This window comes from Pseudobutyrivibrio sp. MD2005 (genome assembly GCF_000621865.1).
Lineage (GTDB): Bacteria > Bacillota > Clostridia > Lachnospirales > Lachnospiraceae > Pseudobutyrivibrio.
The window spans coordinates 106070-123263 of sequence record NZ_JHXE01000001.1; the positions used below are offsets into that span (position 1 = coordinate 106070).

Below are 17194 nucleotides of genomic sequence, written 5' to 3' on the forward strand. Positions count from 1 at the left end.
TTGATTAAGAGAGCGGAAACGCTCTCTTTTTCGGGTACAAAGTGGAATTTACAGTAGGCTTTTGTTATACTTTAACGGAATATAGATAAAAAAGGGAGAAGCTTATGAGCTACACTAGACATAGAAAAAGAAAAAAGAGATACAGAATACCTAGAGGCTATATATACATCGGGGTGGGATTAATACTTCTTGCGCTACTAATTATCACGATTGTTGCAATCAAGAAGTACAAGCCTACAAAAGAGCATGCAGAGCTTACAGACTATTTTACATATACATACGACAATCAGGCGGCGGTGGTGCTTAACTGCGAATACATCGAGCCTCTTGCTGATGAAGGCCATGGCTATGCCACTATAAACAATGGCCAGGTATATTTGGAGCTTGGTTTTGTTAAGGAATATATTGATGATGGATATGTTTACGACCCATCTGAGATTACCCTTAGATATGCAACTGATACCGAGATTTACACAGCAAACCTTGGAAGCAACACTTATCTCATAGATAAGTCCAACAATTCACTGTCTTCTAATGTGGTAATTGCAGAGGATGACGCTATTTATGTTTCGGTAGAATACCTACAGCTCCTTACAGATTTTCAGTATAATTATTATCCTGAGCCTGACCGCGTATTTATTGAGACAGCTGGATTTGAAAAGCAGACTGCCACAGCAAAGGGTAAGACTCAGATTAGAGTATTGAATGGCCCAAAGAGCCCTATTTTAGAGGATGTTACAAAGGGTGAGGCCATTACAGTTGTAAGAGATACAGGTAAATGGAGCTTTGTTGTTTCTGAAAACGGCGTAATGGGCTACATGAAGAACAACAAGATTTCGGACCAGACAGCCCAGACAGTTGAGGCTACATTGCCAGAGCGTACCTACAACCATATTTCAGCAGGTTCAGATATTTCGCTTATTTGGCATCAGGTGACAGCTCAGGCTGCAAATGCTGATATTGCAAATGTACTTTCTAGCTCAAATGGAATCGATGTTATTTCACCAACATGGTTCTATCTTAATGATAGCAAGGGTGGAATCGCTTCAATTGCAAGCAGCAATTATGTAAACACATGTCATGCAGCAGGGGTTCAGGTATGGGGTCTTGTTAGCAATTTAGAGGATGAAAACGCAGATACAACTGCAGTACTTAACACAACATCATCACGTGATGCACTTGTTAACAACCTGATTGCACAGGCAATCACTTATGGTTTAGACGGAATTAACGTAGATATTGAACAGCTTTCAGGCGAAGCTTCTGATGGTTATATACAGTTCATCAAGGAGCTTTCAATCAAATGCGAAAAGAATGACATCATTCTTTCAGTAGATAACTACGTTCCAACTGCATCATCGGTTGGATATAACAGAACAGAGCAAGCAAAATATGCTGATTATGTCATCATCATGGGATATGATGAGCACTATGCAGGAAGCGAAGAAGCTGGCTCTGTGGCATCAATCGGCTGGGTTGAGCAGGGTGTAAAGGATACGCTTGAGGAGGTTCCAGCAGAGCAGGTAATCCTTGGAATGCCATTTTATTGCAGAGCTTGGGAGATAGCTGAAGATGGTAGCATTTCAAGTAGTGCATACGGTCTTGATGCTATTCAGACATTCCTTAAGACAAATGAAATCACAGTTTCATGGGATAAGACATTAGGACAGAATTACGGTGAGACAATCAAGGGCAACACAACATACAAAGTATGGGTTGAAGATGAACAGTCTCTCGAGGAGAAGTTAAAGGTTATGGATAATTATGGATTGGCTGGGGCAGCATTTTGGAAGAAAGGGTTTGATAACACAGCTGCTTGGAATGTAATTGCAAAGTACCTTTAATTAGGTGAAAGGGCCTGTAAGACACAAAAAAATCACGGTTTTATGGGTTTTGTAACAGTTCAAAGTCATTGTGTTATAAAGCAAAAGTGATATAATTTTGAGTATGATTACTAGGATTTTGGATGTATCCAGCGAGCCACTTGATGAGGAATGTATCAAGGAGGCTTCAGAGATACTAAAGAAAGGCGGTTTGGTAGCCTTTCCTACGGAAACAGTTTATGGACTTGGCGGTGATGCAACTGATAAAGAAGCTTCACGAAAGATTTATGCAGCAAAGGGGCGACCATCAGATAATCCGCTGATAGTGCATATTTCTGAATTTTCTCAGTTAGAAGCCATATCCTCAGGATTACCTGAGACAGCCAAAAAGCTAGCGGATGCCTTTTGGCCAGGACCACTGACAATGGTGGTTAACAAAAACGAAGTCGTGCCATACGAGACCACCGGTGGTCTTGATACAGTGGCAGTCAGAATGCCAAACAATCCCGTAGCACTAGCGCTTATTAACGAAAGTGGATGCATGATTGCAGCACCTAGTGCTAATACATCAGGTAGGCCTAGCCCTACAAAAGCAAGCCACGTGTACGAGGATTTGTCAGGCAAGATAGAGGCAATACTTGATGGAGGCCCAGTAGATATCGGATTGGAATCCACCATCGTAGACCTTACAGAAGATGTTGTTACTATTCTACGTCCAGGCTACATCAACATGGATATGCTAAAAGAGGTAGTTGGTGAAGTCAGAATGGACCCAGGCATTGTCTACAACGACAAAGGCACCACTTCAGGTGCAAAGCCTAAAGCGCCGGGTATGCGCTACAAGCATTACGCACCAAAAGGAGATTTGACAATTATCTCCGGTGATGAGGATGCAGTTATTTCGACTATCAATAAAATGGCAGCCGAAGCAATTGAAAAAGGTTCTAAGGTAGGCATTATTTCTACATCTGAAACAGCAGGTAAATACACGGCTGGAGAGGTGCTTATCATTGGAAATAGATCAGACGAGGGTAGCATTGCACATAATCTTTATGATATACTACGACAGTTTGATGAATTAGATGTCGACATTATTTTTTCAGAAAGCTTTGCAACACCAAAGATGGGGCAGGCGATTATGAACAGATTGCTTAAAGCAGCGGGGCAAAAGACAATCGAGGTATAATGTCTAGACTAGGAGAATAAGATGGAAAATATAAATAGGGTGATTTTTGCTTCAGGAAGTGGCACATCAAGAGCGCCTATGGCGGCAGCCATCTTCCGTACAACGGAACACTCTCGTCCAATAGATTGCGAGGCGAGAGGTCTGATTGTTCAGTTTCCGGAGCCTTTGAACCAAAAGGCGGAAGCAATTCTTATTAGTAATGGTATCGAGCTTAAGGACTATTCTTCCAAACAGCTGGAGGAATCGGATTTTACCGAAGACACACTGGTGATTACCATGGAGGAAGTCCAAAGGCAAAAGATAATAAATGAATATGAGGCAGCCAATGATCAAAACACGCGCCTTTTAAACGAGCTTGTGGGGGACGAGCTTGAGGTGATGGATCCATATGGCAACTCGGTGCAGACCTATGGTTTGTGTTACGAGGTATTAAAAGCTTCAATTGAAAAGTTAATGAGGGTATTACAGGCATAACATAAATTCACACACAGGTATTGGAGGAGAAGACCATGAGTGACAAGAGACTTGATTACATTAGCTGGGATGAATACTTTATGGGCGTTGCAGTATTATCGGGTATGAGATCTAAAGACCCAAACACACAAGTTGGAGCTTGCATTGTTAGCCAGGATAATAAAATACTTTCAATGGGCTACAATGGTTTTCCAAATGGTTGTTCGGACGATGAGTTCCCATGGGCAAGAGTTGGGGACCCTCTTGAGAATAAATATTTCTATACAACACACAGCGAATTGAATGCCATCTTGAACTACAGAGGAGGTTCATTAGAAGGCTCAAAGCTTTACGTGTCACTTTTTCCATGTAATGAATGTGCCAAGGCTATTATTCAGTCGGGCATTAAAACTATCATCTATGATAGTGATAAATACGAAAATACACCTTCAGTTATTGCGTCTAAGCGCATGCTTAGAGCAGCTGGAGTAGAATTTTATCAGTACAAACACACTGGTAGAGAGATTACATTTGAGGTTTAAGCTACTGAGGTAGATAAAGCCAGATAGGAGCAAGCATTGAAGGACAAGAAAAAGGCGAGAGGAGATGTAGCAAATTCCTTAGTGATGGTGCTACAACTCGGAATAAATGTAATGGTGCCGATTCTTTTATGCACAGTGGTAGGAGCTGCACTGGCCAATCATTTTGGTTCGAAGGGGTTCACTATAGGAGGCATTCTTATAGGTGTAGTTGCAGCTTGCAATGGGGCTTATCGCTATCTTAAAGGATATCTCAAACGATTCGAGTCAAAGGAAAAGCATGATTAATTGGATGAAAAGATTAAATCAAGCTTTGCCAGGCTTGGTTTTAGGAATAATTATATACGGTTTTTTAGTAGAGCTGATTGGTGTCTGGTTCGTGGCGGATAAGATACGGTACACCAGTGGTCTACTTTTTGGTGTAGGCTGCGCGATTTTCACGGCGATACATATCGCTATGATAATTGAGGAATCAGTTCGAATTGGACAAGGACATGAGAAATATCTGTCCTTCAAATCTGTAATGCGGTATCTAATCGTATGTACAGTAATGATTTTAATGATGGTGTTTAAACTTGGAAACATGTTTACAGCACTCATCGGTATCTTTGGGCTCAAGGTTAGTGCGTATGCACAGCCTTTGCTAAATAAATTTCTCGGTAATAACGTTTCACATATAACCGAGGTAAAAGAAGAAAACTAAATACTTTAAAGGAGGTGAAAATGTGACAGAAGGAATTTTGCTGGCCTCTAGCGATACTGTGGACATGATAAAAGGCTTGTACAAATACGAAGTGTTTGGACAGGAAGTGTGGCTCACCACATCTCATGTTTGCATATTAATCGTGTGGCTTTCATTGGTGATCTTTTCGATCATTGCCAATCGCAAGCTGAAACATGCCACTGAAGTTCCTGATACCTTCCAAAACATCTTAGAGCTTATTGTTGGGCTGTTAGATGGAATCGTGGAAGGAAGTATGGGTAAGCACGCACCAGTGTTTGCAAACTGGATATGTACCATATTCTGTTTCATCTTGGTATCGAACTTATCTGGTTTAGTTGGCCTAAGACCACCAACAGCCGATTACGGTACGACACTGGCGTTAGCATTAATTACCTTTGTTTGCATTCATGTAGTAAAGGTAAGGCATCAGAGTGCAAAAGACATTTGGATTGACAAGTGTTCTCCATTGCCACCATGGTTGCCAATTTGGCTACCTATCAATGTTATTTCTGATATTGCGGTGCCTATTTCAATGTCACTACGTTTATTTGCAAACGTTCTTTCAGGAACAATCATTATGGGTCTTGTATATGGATTGCTAGGAAAGTTCGCCCTCATATGGCCTGCAGCATTGCATGTATATTTCGATATTTTCTCAGGTGCAATCCAGACCTACGTATTCTGTATGTTGACAATGACGTACATTACTCAGAGTTATGGGGATAGCTAACGGTTATCCAAATCAAAATTTACTTTTAGGAGGAAACATTCTATGAACATTTCAGGTACAGATTTAATTAAAGCTTGTTCAGCAATTGGTGCTGGTCTTGCAGTTATCGCTGGTATTGGTCCTGGTATCGGCCAGGGTATTGCAGCAGGTCACGGTGCAGCAGCCGTTGGACGTAACCCAGGAGCACAGGGACAGATCATGTCTACTATGTTACTTGGACAGGCCGTTGCCGAGACAACAGGTCTTTACGGCTTAGTTATCGCCCTTCTGTTACTCTTTGTACAGCCACTGGTTGGTTAATTGACACTAGGAAGAAATAAAAAATAAAGGAGGGGCTAAAAGTTGGAAAGACTATTTGACTTGGACTTTCAATTGCTAAATGATGCTGTACTTTTAGCCATAGCAGTATTCTTCCTATTCCTTATAATGTCAAACATGTTATTCAATCCTGCGAGAAAGCTCTTACAGGATAGAAAAGATGGCATTGCAAGGGACATCGCAGATGCAAAGAATGATAAGGAAGAGGCAGAAAAGCTAAAGGCAGAGTACGAAGCAAAGCTTAAGGATATCAACAAAGAGCGTGATGAAATCCTAGCTGAAGCAAGACAAAAGGCCTTGAAGAATGAAACCAAGATTATTAGCGACGCTAAGGAAGAAGCGGCAGCTATTATCGCTCGTGCTAACGAGGAAGCTGAGCTTGAGAAGAAGAAGGTTGCTGATGAGGTTAAGCAGGAAATGATTAGTGTTGCAGCTGTTATGGCTAGCAAGGTCGTTGCTGCTAATATCGACACAACAATCCAGAATACCTTAGTTGAGCAGACTCTTAAGGAAATGGGTGAAGGAACATGGCTAAATTAGTCTCAAACGTATATGGTGATGCATTGTTTGAGCTAGCCGTGGAATCAGGAAAAGTTGATGACTTTTTAAATGAGGCTGAAGGCGTCATTGATACAGTCAAAAATAATGATGGCTTTTCTCAGATGATGAATCATCCAAAAATTAATAAAGAAGAAAAGCTTCAAATCATCGACGACGTATTCAAAGGTCGTGTAAGTGATGAGATGGTAGGACTCCTTCGAATGCTGGAGGAGAAAGACCATGTAAAGGATATCGAAGCAGTGCTAAGCTACTTCATCGAAAGAGTTTACGATTTCAAGAAAATCGGTAAAGCTACTGTTTCAACTCCAATAGAGCTTACCGACGCACAGAAAGCAGACGTCGAGAAGCGTTTACTTCAAACTACCGATTATAGTTCATTTGTAATGACATATAAGGTAGACCCTGAATTAATCGGGGGTATGGTAATTCGCATTAAGGACAGAGTTGTTGATAGTTCTATCAAAACTCAGATTACTAAGTTAACTCACGAGTTATCAAATATTCAATTGAAAGTAGGTGAATGCGCTCCATGAATTTAAAACCAGAAGAGATTAGCTCGGTTATTAAAGAGCAGATGAAACGCTATGCAGCGCAGCTTGATGTGTCGGACGTTGGAACCGTCATTCAGGTTGCCGATGGAATTGCACGTATTCACGGATTACAGAATGCTATGCAGGGTGAACTTTTAGAGTTCCCTGGCGAAGTTTACGGCATGGTCCTTAACCTTGAGGAGGACAACGTTGGTTGCGTTCTTTTAGGTAACGATAAAAACATCAATGAAGGCGATACAGTTAAGACAACTGGTCGTGTTGTTGAGGTTCCAGTAGGAGACGCAATGCTCGGACGTGTAGTAAATGCACTTGGTCAGCCTATCGATGGCAAGGGACCAATCGATACTACAAAGTTCCGTCCAATCGAGCGTGTCGCATCAGGCGTTATCTCACGTAAATCCGTTGATACACCATTGCAGACAGGTATTAAAGCTATCGATTCCATGATTCCTATCGGACGTGGACAGCGTGAGCTTATTATCGGTGATAGACAGACAGGTAAGACTGCTATCGCAATCGATACAATCATTAACCAGAAGGGACAGGGCGTAAAATGTATTTACGTTGCAATTGGCCAGAAGGCTTCTACAGTTGCAGCCCTTGTTAAGACATTAGAAGAATATGGTGCTATGAGCTGGACAACAGTAGTTGCAGCTACAGCATCAGAGCTTGCACCACTTCAGTATATCGCTCCTTACTCAGGATGTGCTATCGGTGAGGAGTGGATGGAGAATGGAGAGGACGTTCTCATCATCTATGATGATTTGAGTAAGCATGCTACTGCATACCGTACACTCTCATTACTTCTTCGTCGTCCACCAGGACGTGAGGCTTACCCAGGTGATGTATTCTACTTACACTCAAGACTTCTTGAGCGTGCAGCTAGATTATCAGATAAGCTGGGCGGAGGTTCTCTTACAGCACTTCCAATCATTGAGACACAGGCAGGCGATGTATCTGCATACATCCCTACAAACGTTATCTCAATCACTGATGGTCAGATTTATCTTGAGACAGAAGCTTTCAACGCAGGTTTCAGACCAGCCGTTAACGCAGGTCTTTCAGTATCCCGTGTAGGTGGTTCTGCTCAGATTAAGGCTATGAAGAAAATCGCAGCTCCTATCCGTGTAGAGCTTGCTCAGTATCGAGAGCTTGCAGCTTTCGCACAGTTCGGTTCAGAACTTGATGCTGATACAGCTGAAAAGCTTGCACAAGGTGAGCGTATCAAGGAAATGTTAAAGCAGCCACAGTACGCACCAATGCCAGTAGAGTATCAGATTATGATTATCTACGCAGCAACAAAGAAGTACTTGCTTGATATTCCTACAGCAGATATTCAGGCTTTTGAAAAGGCACTGTTTGATCTTGTTGATACAAAGTATCCAGAAATCCCAGAGTCTATTAAGACAACAAAAGTTCTCGAGGATGATATGGAGAAGAAGCTTATCGAAGCTATTGAGGAGTGTAAAAAGACATACAAGTAAGGAGGGTGATCTGTTATGGCCTCAATGAGAGACATAAAAAGAAGAAAACAGAGTGTTAGTAGCACTCAGCAGATCACTAAGGCCATGAAGCTTGTATCTACAGTAAAGCTCCAGAAGGCTCGTTCCAAGGCAGAGCAGACTACACCGTATTTTGACGCAATGTACAATACGATTTGTAGCATGCTTGCCAAGGCCGGAGCAGTTAACAATAAATACCTTAGAGACAATGGTTCAGATAAGATTGGCGTAATCGTCATCACATCTAACCGTGGTCTTGCAGGTGGTTACAATTCAAATATTGTAAAGATGATAACTGGTTCTGAAATGAAGGCCGAGGATGTAAAGCTTTACGTAATAGGACATAAAGGTGGCGATAGCCTTGCCCACAAGGGTTACACTGTGGAAAAGGATTACTCTCCAGTTATGGAAGCGCCAACCTATGCAGATGCTATGGCTATTTGCAAGGATGTCCTTGAAGCATATTCAAGCGGGGAAATCGGACAGATTTACCTTGTGTACACACACTTCAAAAATACAGTAAGCCAGATTCCAAAGATGATGAAGCTACTTCCAGCAGAGGTTTCAGAAGAGGATGTTGCAGCTGTAAAGTCTACTTCTGCAGAGGCTATGATGAATTTCGAGCCAAATGAAGAAGAGGCATTGGAGTTAATCATTCCAAAATATGTTACCTCACTTGTTTACGGCGCACTTGTTGAAGCGGTTGCTTCAGAAAACGGTGCTCGTATGCAGGCAATGGATTCAGCTACAAATAATGCTGAGGAAATCATTAGTGATCTATCATTAAAATACAATCGTGCCCGCCAGGGATCAATTACTCAGGAATTGACCGAGATTATCGCTGGTGCAGAGGCGCTTTCATAAGAAAAAAGCAGATAGGAGTGAAAAGATGGCAAATAATATTGGTAAAATCACTCAGATTATCGGTGCGGTTCTTGATGTAAAGTTTGGAGAGGATTCTCTTCCAGAAATCAACGATGCTCTTGAAATCACAAGAGAAAACGGTGAGAGACTTGTTGTCGAGGTTGCACAGCATTTGGGTGACGATACAGTTCGTTGTATTGCCATGGGTCCTACAGACGGTTTAGTACGTGGAATGGATGTAGTTGCAACAGGCGCACCAATTTCGGTTCCTGTTGGTGAAGCTACACTTGGTCGAATCTTTAACGTACTTGGCGACGCTATCGATGAGCAGCCAGCACCTGAGGGTGTTGAGAAGATGCCTATCCATAGAAAAGCCCCAGCGTTTGAGGAACAGGCAACATCAACAGAAATGCTTGAGACAGGTATTAAGGTCGTTGACCTTCTTTGCCCATATCAGAAAGGTGGAAAGATCGGATTGTTCGGTGGTGCCGGTGTAGGTAAGACCGTACTTATTCAGGAGCTTATCCACAACATCGCTACTGAGCACGGTGGATATTCAGTATTCACCGGTGTAGGTGAGCGTACTCGTGAAGGTAATGACCTTTACTACGAAATGAAGGAGTCAGGTGTTATCGACAAGACCTGCATGGTTTTCGGTCAGATGAACGAGCCACCAGGAGCCAGAATGAGAGTTGGTCTTACAGGACTTACAATGGCTGAGTACTTCAGAGATAAGGGTGGAAAGGACGTGCTTCTTTTCATCGATAATATCTTCCGTTTTACTCAGGCTGGTTCAGAGGTTTCAGCCCTCCTTGGTCGTATGCCTTCAGCCGTTGGTTATCAGCCAACACTTCAGACAGAGATGGGTGCTCTTCAAGAGCGTATCACATCTACAAAGAACGGATCTATCACATCGGTTCAGGCCGTATACGTTCCTGCTGATGACTTAACAGATCCAGCTCCTGCTACAACATTCGCACACTTGGATGCAACCACAGTTCTTGAGCGTTCTATCGCTGAGCTTGGTATTTATCCAGCTGTAGATCCACTTGGTTCTACATCACGTATTCTTGATCCACGTATCGTAGGTCAGGAGCATTTCCAGGTTGCACGTGGTGTTCAGGAGATTCTTCAGAAGTATAAGGAATTACAGGATATTATCGCAATCCTTGGTATGGATGAACTTTCAGAAGAGGATAAGCTTGTAGTTAACCGTGCTCGTAAGATTCAGAGATTCTTGTCACAGCCATTCTTCGTAGCTGGTCAGTTTACTGGTCTCGAAGGAAAGTATGTGCCAATCGCTGAGACAGTACGTGGCTTCAAGGAAATCCTCGAAGGTAAGCATGATGATATTCCAGAAAGCTACTTCTTAAATGCAGGTACAATCGACGAGGTTCGTGCCAAGATGAATAATAAATAGGAGGTGGCTTAAATGGCAGAAAACACCTTTAAGGTTTCAATCATCACGCCAGAGCGTAGCTTCTATGAGGGAGAAGCTACAATGGTTGAATTTAATACTGCCTGTGGTGAGATTGGCGTTCTGCCAAAACACATACCACTCACTACAGTAATAGCACCTGGCATATGCACCATCACCGAGCCTGAGGGAGAAAAGAAGGCTGCAGTTCATGCGGGACTTGCCGAAATTCTTCCTGATAGGGTAACACTTCTTGCCGAGATTGCCGAATGGCCAGACGAGATTGATGTGGAGCGTGCTAAGAGTGCTGAAGAAAGAGCTAGAGAGCGTCTTGCTACAAAGGATGCAAGTCTTGATGTACTTAGAGCTGAGCTAGCCTTAAAGAAAGCATTGGTTCGACAGGATATAAAGAACTAGTTTTTGATAAGGGGAGGTGGCACCATGATTGATGCTGATACAAGACGAGACATTGAAGGGTTAAAAATTCAATTGAAAAGTTTCGAGGATGAGGAAGCTAGGATTCTAAAAGACCTGGAGACTCTTCGAGCGAAAAAGAATGAGGTTAAAGAAAAACTCAAAGAACTCAGTAATGATGATAAGTATCAACAGGATATGCTGACTATGGTTTATAATCAGCGTCATGGTACATCTACTTCTGAATCAAAATAATAATTTAGGGCACCGCCAATGCGGTGCCCAATTTTTTGGTTTAATATCTTTTGATTTGATCGTCTTCGTCAGTAGTGGATTTATCAATCAACCTAATTTCTACTTCATAAGAATAATCATCATTAACTTTTACCATAACTTTATCGCCTACATGTTTGCCACGTATTGCGGCTCCGAGAGGAGATTCTATGGAAATTAACCCTTTAAGAGAGTTGCCACGGATAGATGTAACCAGCTTGTATGTTTCCTCGCAATCGTCCTCTGGAATATAAAGAGTAACAGTGTTGTTAATGCCTACTTCATCGTCAGCACTGGAATCATCTACAACTTCAGCAAACTTTAACATCTTCTCTAAGTAGCGAATACGGCTATCATTCATATTTTTAGCACGTTTAGCTTCATGGTATTCGAAGTTTTCAGAGAGATCACCTTGCGCTCTGGTCTCCTTAACTTCTTCTAATAATTTAGGACGAATAACTAGCTTTCGTTCATCAATTTCAGCTTGAATTTTCTCAATATCACCTTGGGTAAGTCTTTCTCCCATATTAGTCCCTCCATAATAAAAACTCTTAAATTATGATATAAAAATAAAATAGCAAATGCAAATAAAAAGACACGTAAGTTGTAGTATAATAAAATCCGAGTAAATGTGTGTAAAGGAATTGGTAATGAATAAGGCATTTGTAAAGAAACTATTTTGGATGTGCTTTACATTGGGGCTTTCAGTCTTAACTATTTGGACAGTCTTAAAACAAAGCCAAAGCATGTCCCTGGCTAGACTTGTTAAACTCATTTCATCGGCAGATAGAAAATGGATGGTTGCCGCAATGGTATCGGCCTTTTTATATGTGATATTTGAAGCGGTGGCCTTGTGTTCAATATTAAAAGGAATATCCCATAAAAGAAGTTTTATAAAAGGATTAATCTACAGTACTTCGGATGTATATTTTTCAGCGATAACACCATCGGCCACAGGCGGTCAGCCGGCTAGTGCATATTTCATGATAAGAGATAAAGTGCCAGGAGGTGCCACATCAGCAGCATTGATATTAAATCTTGTGATGTACAACGCATCCATAGTCTTCCTTGGGATACTGGCAATAATCATTGCCCCAAGAAGCTTCATGGGCTTTAAGATTACATCAAAAGTTCTTATAATACTTGGATTTATAGGTCTATCGTTGCTGTCGTTTCTGTTTTTATTGATGCTTCATTGTGGAGACAAAATCTTCTGGATAATTCGCAAATTTCTAAGGTTTTTGCATTCCCGAAAAGCCTTTAAAAGATTGGATTCCAAGCTGGAAAAGCTGGAAAAAATTGAGACAGATTATGAAAATTGCTCGAAGCTGATTGCAGGAAAAACAGGTATAATGTTCAAGGCCTTTATCTGGAATGTTTTGCAGAGAGCTTCACAGATAATAGTGCCGGCCCTTGTTTATATATCACTTGGGGGCAATCGCGAGAAAATATCACTTCTGTTTTCAAAGCAATGCTTGATTACGATTGGCTATAACTATGTTCCGGTTCCAGGAGCATTAGGAATTGCAGATTATTTGATGATTGATGGATTTTCTAGTATTATGGATAAAGCTGCGGCTTTCGAATTAGATATGATTAGTAGAGGGCTTACGTTTTATATTTGCGTCACATTAAGTGGCTTGATTACTTTAATAGGATATCTGAAAGGAAAAAAGAAAGTATGATAGGCGTATATGACTATACAGTTATTTTGACTTACTTATCTACAATATCGGGGGTAGTTGGAATCATTGTCACCATGACCGGAATTGGTCATCCATATTGCGGTACACTATTTCTGATGTTGTCTGGTTTAATGGATGGATTTGATGGAAAAGTAGCTAGAACTAAAAAAGGCAGAACAAAGATGGAGCAGGACTTTGGTGTACAGATTGATTCACTTTCCGATTTGATTTGTTTTGGTGTCTTGCCAGCATCTATTGGAATCGCTCAGCTTAGAGTTAGTGGTATTCTTACAGATTTAGGAAGAGGCGCAGAAAGACCAGATCATTATTCGTTGATATTGTTATTAATTAGCATTGCAGCAGTTTATGTCCTTGCAGCACTTATTCGCCTGGCATATTTCAATGCCACAAGCGAAGAGCGAGCAGAAGAGGCAATCATCAGAGGAAGATCATATTTCACAGGACTTCCAGTAACTGCAGCAGCATTAATCTTCCCACTTACATTAGTTGTTCATTGGTTTACCAGAGCGGATTTGACATTGTTTTATTTCTGGTTAATGCTCATCGTAGCATTGATGTTTTTGGCAAACGTAAAGATACCTAAGCCAAATAAAAAGCAGTTTGCAATAATACTTGCTGTTGGTTTGGTTGAGTTTATAGCAGTAATATTAATATTACTTTACGAGTAAAATATGGACGGATTAAAATTTTTATACAAAACAAAAATGGGGCGAATTCTACTTCGCCCTTTATTATTAAGACCGATTTCTGATTTTTCAGGGTGGCTTTTGGATTCGAGATTATCAAAGTGTCTGATTAAACCTTTTGTTAAGTCTAACAATATCAATCTTGATGATTACATTTTAGAAGATATTAACAGTTTCAACGCGTTTTTCTGTAGAAAAATCAAGCCAGAGCTTCGCCCCATCGACATGGATGAAAATCATTTGATCACCCCATGTGATGGCCTGTTAAAGGTCTATCCAATAAATGATGATTTAGTTTTGCCAGTAAAGCAGAGTGAGTTCACAATATCAGATCTACTTGTGGATAAAGACCTGGCAAAATCCTTTGATGGTGGATATTGTCTGGTGTATCGATTATGCGTAAATCATTACCATCGATATGCATATTTTGAAACAGGAAAAAAGGCAGAGGATATAGTGATTCCTGGACTTTATCACACAGTTCAACCTGTCGCCCTTGAAGCGGGGCCAGTATTTATTCAAAACAGTCGCCAGTATACAGTCATCGACACAAAGAGCTTTGGGCGCTGTGTACAAATGGAAGTAGGAGCGATGCTTGTAGGTAGAATCGTCAATGAACAACCAAATGAAGGCCCAGTGGCAAGAGGTGATGAAAAGGGACACTTTGAATATGGCGGTTCAACAATTATTGTGCTTGTACCACCAAATCAGGTAAAAATTAATAAGGAACTGATGGATGCATCCCAAAATGGTATAGAAACACCAGTAAAAATGGGCCAAACTATAGGAGAAAAGGGCGCATCTTAGATAGAATTTACCAATCTAAAATGATATAGTATAGATTGAAGATATTTTATTAGAAATAATAGTTAGGAGAGTTATTTAAATATGGCAGTATTATCAGGTCAGAAGCCAGAAAGAGTATTTCATTATTTTGAGGAGATTTGTAACATTCCTCACCCAAGTTATCACGAAGAAAAAATCAGTGCTTACTTAGTAGATTTCGCTAAGGCACATAATTTAGAGTATTATCAAGATGATTTATATAATGTAATCATGATTAAAGAAGCATCAGAGGGCATGGAAAATGCAGCTCCAATCATTCTTCAAGGACACATGGACATGGTTGCTGAGCAGGATGATGATTGCACAAAGGATATGATGACAGAAGGTCTCGATCTTGAAATAGTTGACGGTTTTGTTACAGCTAAGGGCACAACACTTGGTGGCGATGATGGAATCGCTGTTGCTATGGCCCTTGCTATTTTAGAGGATGAGGAGCTCAAGCACCCACGTATCGAAGTTATCATTACAGTTTCAGAGGAAGTTGGTATGGAAGGTGCAGCAGGCATCGATGTTTCAATGCTCAAGGGACGCAACCTTCTCAACCTTGATTCAGAAGAAGAAGGACATTTCCTTGCAGGTTGTGCAGGTGGATGCAGAATGGATGTTGCTTATCCATTCAAGAAGGAGACACTTAAGGGCGCACTTGTATCAGTTAATGTTAAGGAGTGTACAGGTGGTCACTCAGGTGCAGAAATCGATAAGGGAAGAGCAAACGCTACTCACATTGCAAATCGTGTATTTGCAGCAGGTGTTGAAGCAGGTGAGCTTTGCCTTGTTGAGTTCAAGGGTGGTACAAAGGACAACGCAATCCCACGTGCAGCACTTTCAAAGGTTGTAGCATCAGCAGAAGCTATCGCAGCAATGGAAGCTGAAGCAAAGGCAATCATCAACGAATATGCAATCACAGATCCTGCAATGAAGATCGAAATCAATAACGAAGGTGATGCTGAAGTTGAAGGTGTTAACGCAGCTGATACTAGAAAAATCGTTGAGTTACTTACATGTATGCCAAACGGCGTTCAGACAATGAGCCACGATATCGAAGGCTTAGTAGAGACATCACTTAACCTTGGTATCCTCAATCTTCTTGATACAGAGCTTAAGTTCTCTTGCTCACTTAGAAGCTCAGTAGATAGCGCAAAGGCTGCTCTCATGAGAAAGGTATCTATGGTTGGTAAGGCATTTGGCTGTGAAGTTTCAGTTCATGGTGAGTATCCAGCATGGGAGTACTTAAGAGAATCATCATTCAGAGATGAGCTTGTTAAGATTTACAATGACATGAACGGAGAAGAGCCAATCGTTGAGGCAATCCACGCAGGTGTTGAGTGTGGTCTTTTAGCATCAAAGCTTGAAGGACTTGATGCCGTATCAATCGGCCCAGAAATGTACGATATTCATACTCCAAAGGAGCGTTTATCAATAGCTTCTACAGAGAGAATATACAACTTCGTAAGAAGAGTTATTGAAACTAGTATGTAAAACTAATTAGGGGATTTTTCTTAAGGAAGGAGAAGATTTCTATGATGAGAATCGGATTGCTTACAAGCGGTGGTGACTGTCAGGCACTTAATGCAGCTATGCGTGGTGTAGTTAAGGGATTAGCTGCCAATGTCAAGGATTTGGAAGTTTACGGATATTTTAATGGTTATAAGGGCTTGATTTATGGGGATTACAGGCTCCTTACCAGCCAGGATTTCTCTGGTATCCTTACACGAGGCGGCACTATTTTAGGTTCTAGCCGTCAGCCATTCAAGCTTATGAGAGAGCCAGATGAGAACGGTCTTGATAAAGTAGAGGCTATGAAGTCCAACTACTACAAGCTTAACCTCAATTGCCTTGTTATTCTCGGTGGAAATGGTACACAAAAGACTGCGAACCTTCTTCGCGAGGAAGGCCTTAATATCATTCATCTTCCAAAGACTATCGACAACGATATCTATGGAACAGATTTGACCTTCGGTTTCCAGAGTGCTATCGATATCGCTTGTAACACAATCGATTGCATCCACACAACAGCTTCATCTCACAGCCGTGTATTCATCGTAGAGGTTATGGGACACAAAGTAGGATGGCTTACACTGTATGCAGGCGTTGCATCAGGCGCAGATATCATCCTTCTTCCAGAGATTCCATACGATATTAAAAAAGTAATAAAAGCAATCAATCACCGTGCAGAAGAAGGAAAGGGCTTCACAATCCTTGCAGTAGCCGAGGGTGCTATATCAAAAGAGGATGCCAAGCTTTCAAAGAAGGAATATAAAAAGAAATTAGAGTCTTCAAAATATCCTTCAGTATCTTACGAGATTGCAGAGCGTATTCAAAAAGAGACTGGCATCGAAGTACGTGTTACAGTGCCAGGTCACATGCAGCGTGGTGGTAGCCCAGATCCATTCGATAGAGTACTTTGTACCCGTCTTGGTTCTGCAGCAGCTCAGGCTATCATGGATGGCGACTATGGCAACATGATTGCTATGGTAAACGGCAAGACAAAGAGAATCCCTCTTGAAGAGGTGGCTGGCAAGCTCAAAGTAGTAGAGCCTGATTGCCAGATGATTGAAGAAGCAAAGAGAATCGGCATCAGCTTCGGAGATTAATCATTAA

General features: G+C 41.3%; 21 protein-coding genes. 20 read left to right on the forward strand and 1 reads right to left on the reverse strand.

What is annotated here, in order from left to right:
- The first annotated feature begins 104 nt into the window (after window positions 1-104).
- The 15 genes from T498_RS0100525 to T498_RS0100595 all read left to right on the forward strand — a co-directional run bounded on the left by T498_RS0100525 (window position 105) and on the right by T498_RS0100595 (window position 11337).
- Complete coding sequence (locus tag T498_RS0100525) at window positions 105-1844, forward strand: glycosyl hydrolase family 18 protein (protein ID WP_051524515.1); 1740 nt, start codon at window positions 105-107, stop codon at window positions 1842-1844.
- 103 nt (window positions 1845-1947) lie between these two features.
- The gene (locus tag T498_RS0100530; protein ID WP_028234222.1) at window positions 1948-3009 is read left to right on the forward strand and encodes an L-threonylcarbamoyladenylate synthase; all 1062 of its coding nucleotides are present in this window, start codon (window positions 1948-1950) and stop codon (window positions 3007-3009) included.
- Window positions 3010-3030: 21 nt separating this feature from the next.
- Window positions 3031-3483 (forward strand): arsenate reductase/protein-tyrosine-phosphatase family protein, encoded by a 453-nt coding sequence (locus tag T498_RS0100535; RefSeq protein WP_028234223.1) that lies wholly within the window; start codon window positions 3031-3033, stop codon window positions 3481-3483.
- Between the two features lie 35 nt (window positions 3484-3518).
- The gene (locus T498_RS0100540) at window positions 3519-4004 is read left to right on the forward strand and encodes a deoxycytidylate deaminase (RefSeq protein WP_028234224.1); all 486 of its coding nucleotides are present in this window, start codon (window positions 3519-3521) and stop codon (window positions 4002-4004) included.
- Window positions 4005-4040: 36 nt separating this feature from the next.
- Window positions 4041-4289, forward strand: coding sequence for an AtpZ/AtpI family protein (locus tag T498_RS14435; RefSeq protein WP_036977583.1), 249 nt, complete (start codon window positions 4041-4043; stop codon window positions 4287-4289).
- A gap of 4 nt (window positions 4290-4293) precedes the next feature.
- On the forward strand, window positions 4294-4704 hold the full coding sequence (locus tag T498_RS0100550; protein WP_036977627.1) for a hypothetical protein: 411 nt from the start codon (window positions 4294-4296) through the stop codon (window positions 4702-4704).
- 22 nt (window positions 4705-4726) lie between these two features.
- Window positions 4727-5455, forward strand: coding sequence for a F0F1 ATP synthase subunit A (gene atpB, locus T498_RS0100555; protein ID WP_028234226.1), 729 nt, complete (start codon window positions 4727-4729; stop codon window positions 5453-5455).
- Between the two features lie 42 nt (window positions 5456-5497).
- Window positions 5498-5755, forward strand: a complete 258-nt coding sequence (atpE, locus tag T498_RS0100560; protein WP_015550578.1) for an ATP synthase F0 subunit C — start codon at window positions 5498-5500, stop codon at window positions 5753-5755.
- A gap of 42 nt (window positions 5756-5797) precedes the next feature.
- The gene (gene atpF / locus T498_RS0100565) at window positions 5798-6313 is read left to right on the forward strand and encodes a F0F1 ATP synthase subunit B (RefSeq protein WP_028234227.1); all 516 of its coding nucleotides are present in this window, start codon (window positions 5798-5800) and stop codon (window positions 6311-6313) included.
- Window positions 6301-6867: an ATP synthase F1 subunit delta gene (gene atpH, locus T498_RS0100570; RefSeq protein ID WP_028234228.1), complete on the forward strand. Its 567-nt coding sequence runs from the start codon at window positions 6301-6303 to the stop codon at window positions 6865-6867. Before atpF ends, atpH begins: the two co-directional genes overlap by 13 nt.
- Window positions 6864-8369 carry a F0F1 ATP synthase subunit alpha gene (gene atpA, locus T498_RS0100575; RefSeq protein ID WP_028234229.1) on the forward strand — a complete coding sequence of 502 codons (1506 nt, stop codon included), beginning with the start codon at window positions 6864-6866 and terminating at the stop codon, window positions 8367-8369. Before atpH ends, atpA begins: the two co-directional genes overlap by 4 nt.
- Window positions 8370-8384: 15 nt before the next feature.
- On the forward strand, window positions 8385-9251 hold the full coding sequence (gene atpG, locus T498_RS0100580; protein WP_028234230.1) for an ATP synthase F1 subunit gamma: 867 nt from the start codon (window positions 8385-8387) through the stop codon (window positions 9249-9251).
- A 25-nt stretch (window positions 9252-9276) separates the two neighbouring features.
- Entirely contained in the window at window positions 9277-10671 is a 1395-nt protein-coding gene (gene atpD / locus T498_RS0100585) for a F0F1 ATP synthase subunit beta (RefSeq protein ID WP_028234231.1), read from the forward strand.
- Between the two features lie 12 nt (window positions 10672-10683).
- Entirely contained in the window at window positions 10684-11085 is a 402-nt protein-coding gene (gene atpC, locus T498_RS0100590) for an ATP synthase F1 subunit epsilon (protein WP_028234232.1), read from the forward strand.
- Between the two features lie 24 nt (window positions 11086-11109).
- Window positions 11110-11337, forward strand: coding sequence for a hypothetical protein (locus T498_RS0100595; RefSeq protein WP_028234233.1), 228 nt, complete (start codon window positions 11110-11112; stop codon window positions 11335-11337).
- A 40-nt stretch (window positions 11338-11377) separates the two neighbouring features.
- Here T498_RS0100595 and T498_RS0100600 read toward each other — a convergent pair whose 3' ends face one another.
- Window positions 11378-11881: a GreA/GreB family elongation factor gene (locus tag T498_RS0100600; protein ID WP_028234234.1), complete on the reverse strand. Its 504-nt coding sequence runs from the start codon at window positions 11879-11881 to the stop codon at window positions 11378-11380.
- Between the two features lie 124 nt (window positions 11882-12005).
- Between T498_RS0100600 and T498_RS0100605 the strand changes: the two genes are divergently transcribed.
- From T498_RS0100605 to T498_RS0100625, 5 genes are all read left to right on the forward strand, one after another.
- Window positions 12006-13040 (forward strand): lysylphosphatidylglycerol synthase transmembrane domain-containing protein, encoded by a 1035-nt coding sequence (locus T498_RS0100605; protein ID WP_028234235.1) that lies wholly within the window; start codon window positions 12006-12008, stop codon window positions 13038-13040.
- Window positions 13037-13729, forward strand: coding sequence for a CDP-alcohol phosphatidyltransferase family protein (locus T498_RS14440; protein WP_036977584.1), 693 nt, complete (start codon window positions 13037-13039; stop codon window positions 13727-13729). The genes T498_RS0100605 and T498_RS14440 overlap by 4 nt, the downstream gene beginning before the upstream one ends.
- 99 nt (window positions 13730-13828) lie before the next feature.
- On the forward strand, window positions 13829-14554 hold the full coding sequence (locus tag T498_RS0100615) for a phosphatidylserine decarboxylase (protein WP_242839190.1): 726 nt from the start codon (window positions 13829-13831) through the stop codon (window positions 14552-14554).
- Window positions 14555-14635: 81 nt separating this feature from the next.
- A complete protein-coding gene (locus T498_RS0100620; RefSeq protein ID WP_028234237.1) occupies window positions 14636-16072 on the forward strand; it encodes an aminoacyl-histidine dipeptidase in 1437 nt (478 codons plus the stop codon).
- A gap of 41 nt (window positions 16073-16113) precedes the next feature.
- Window positions 16114-17187 (forward strand): 6-phosphofructokinase, encoded by a 1074-nt coding sequence (locus T498_RS0100625; RefSeq protein ID WP_028234238.1) that lies wholly within the window; start codon window positions 16114-16116, stop codon window positions 17185-17187.
- The last annotated feature ends 7 nt before the right edge of the window (window positions 17188-17194 follow it).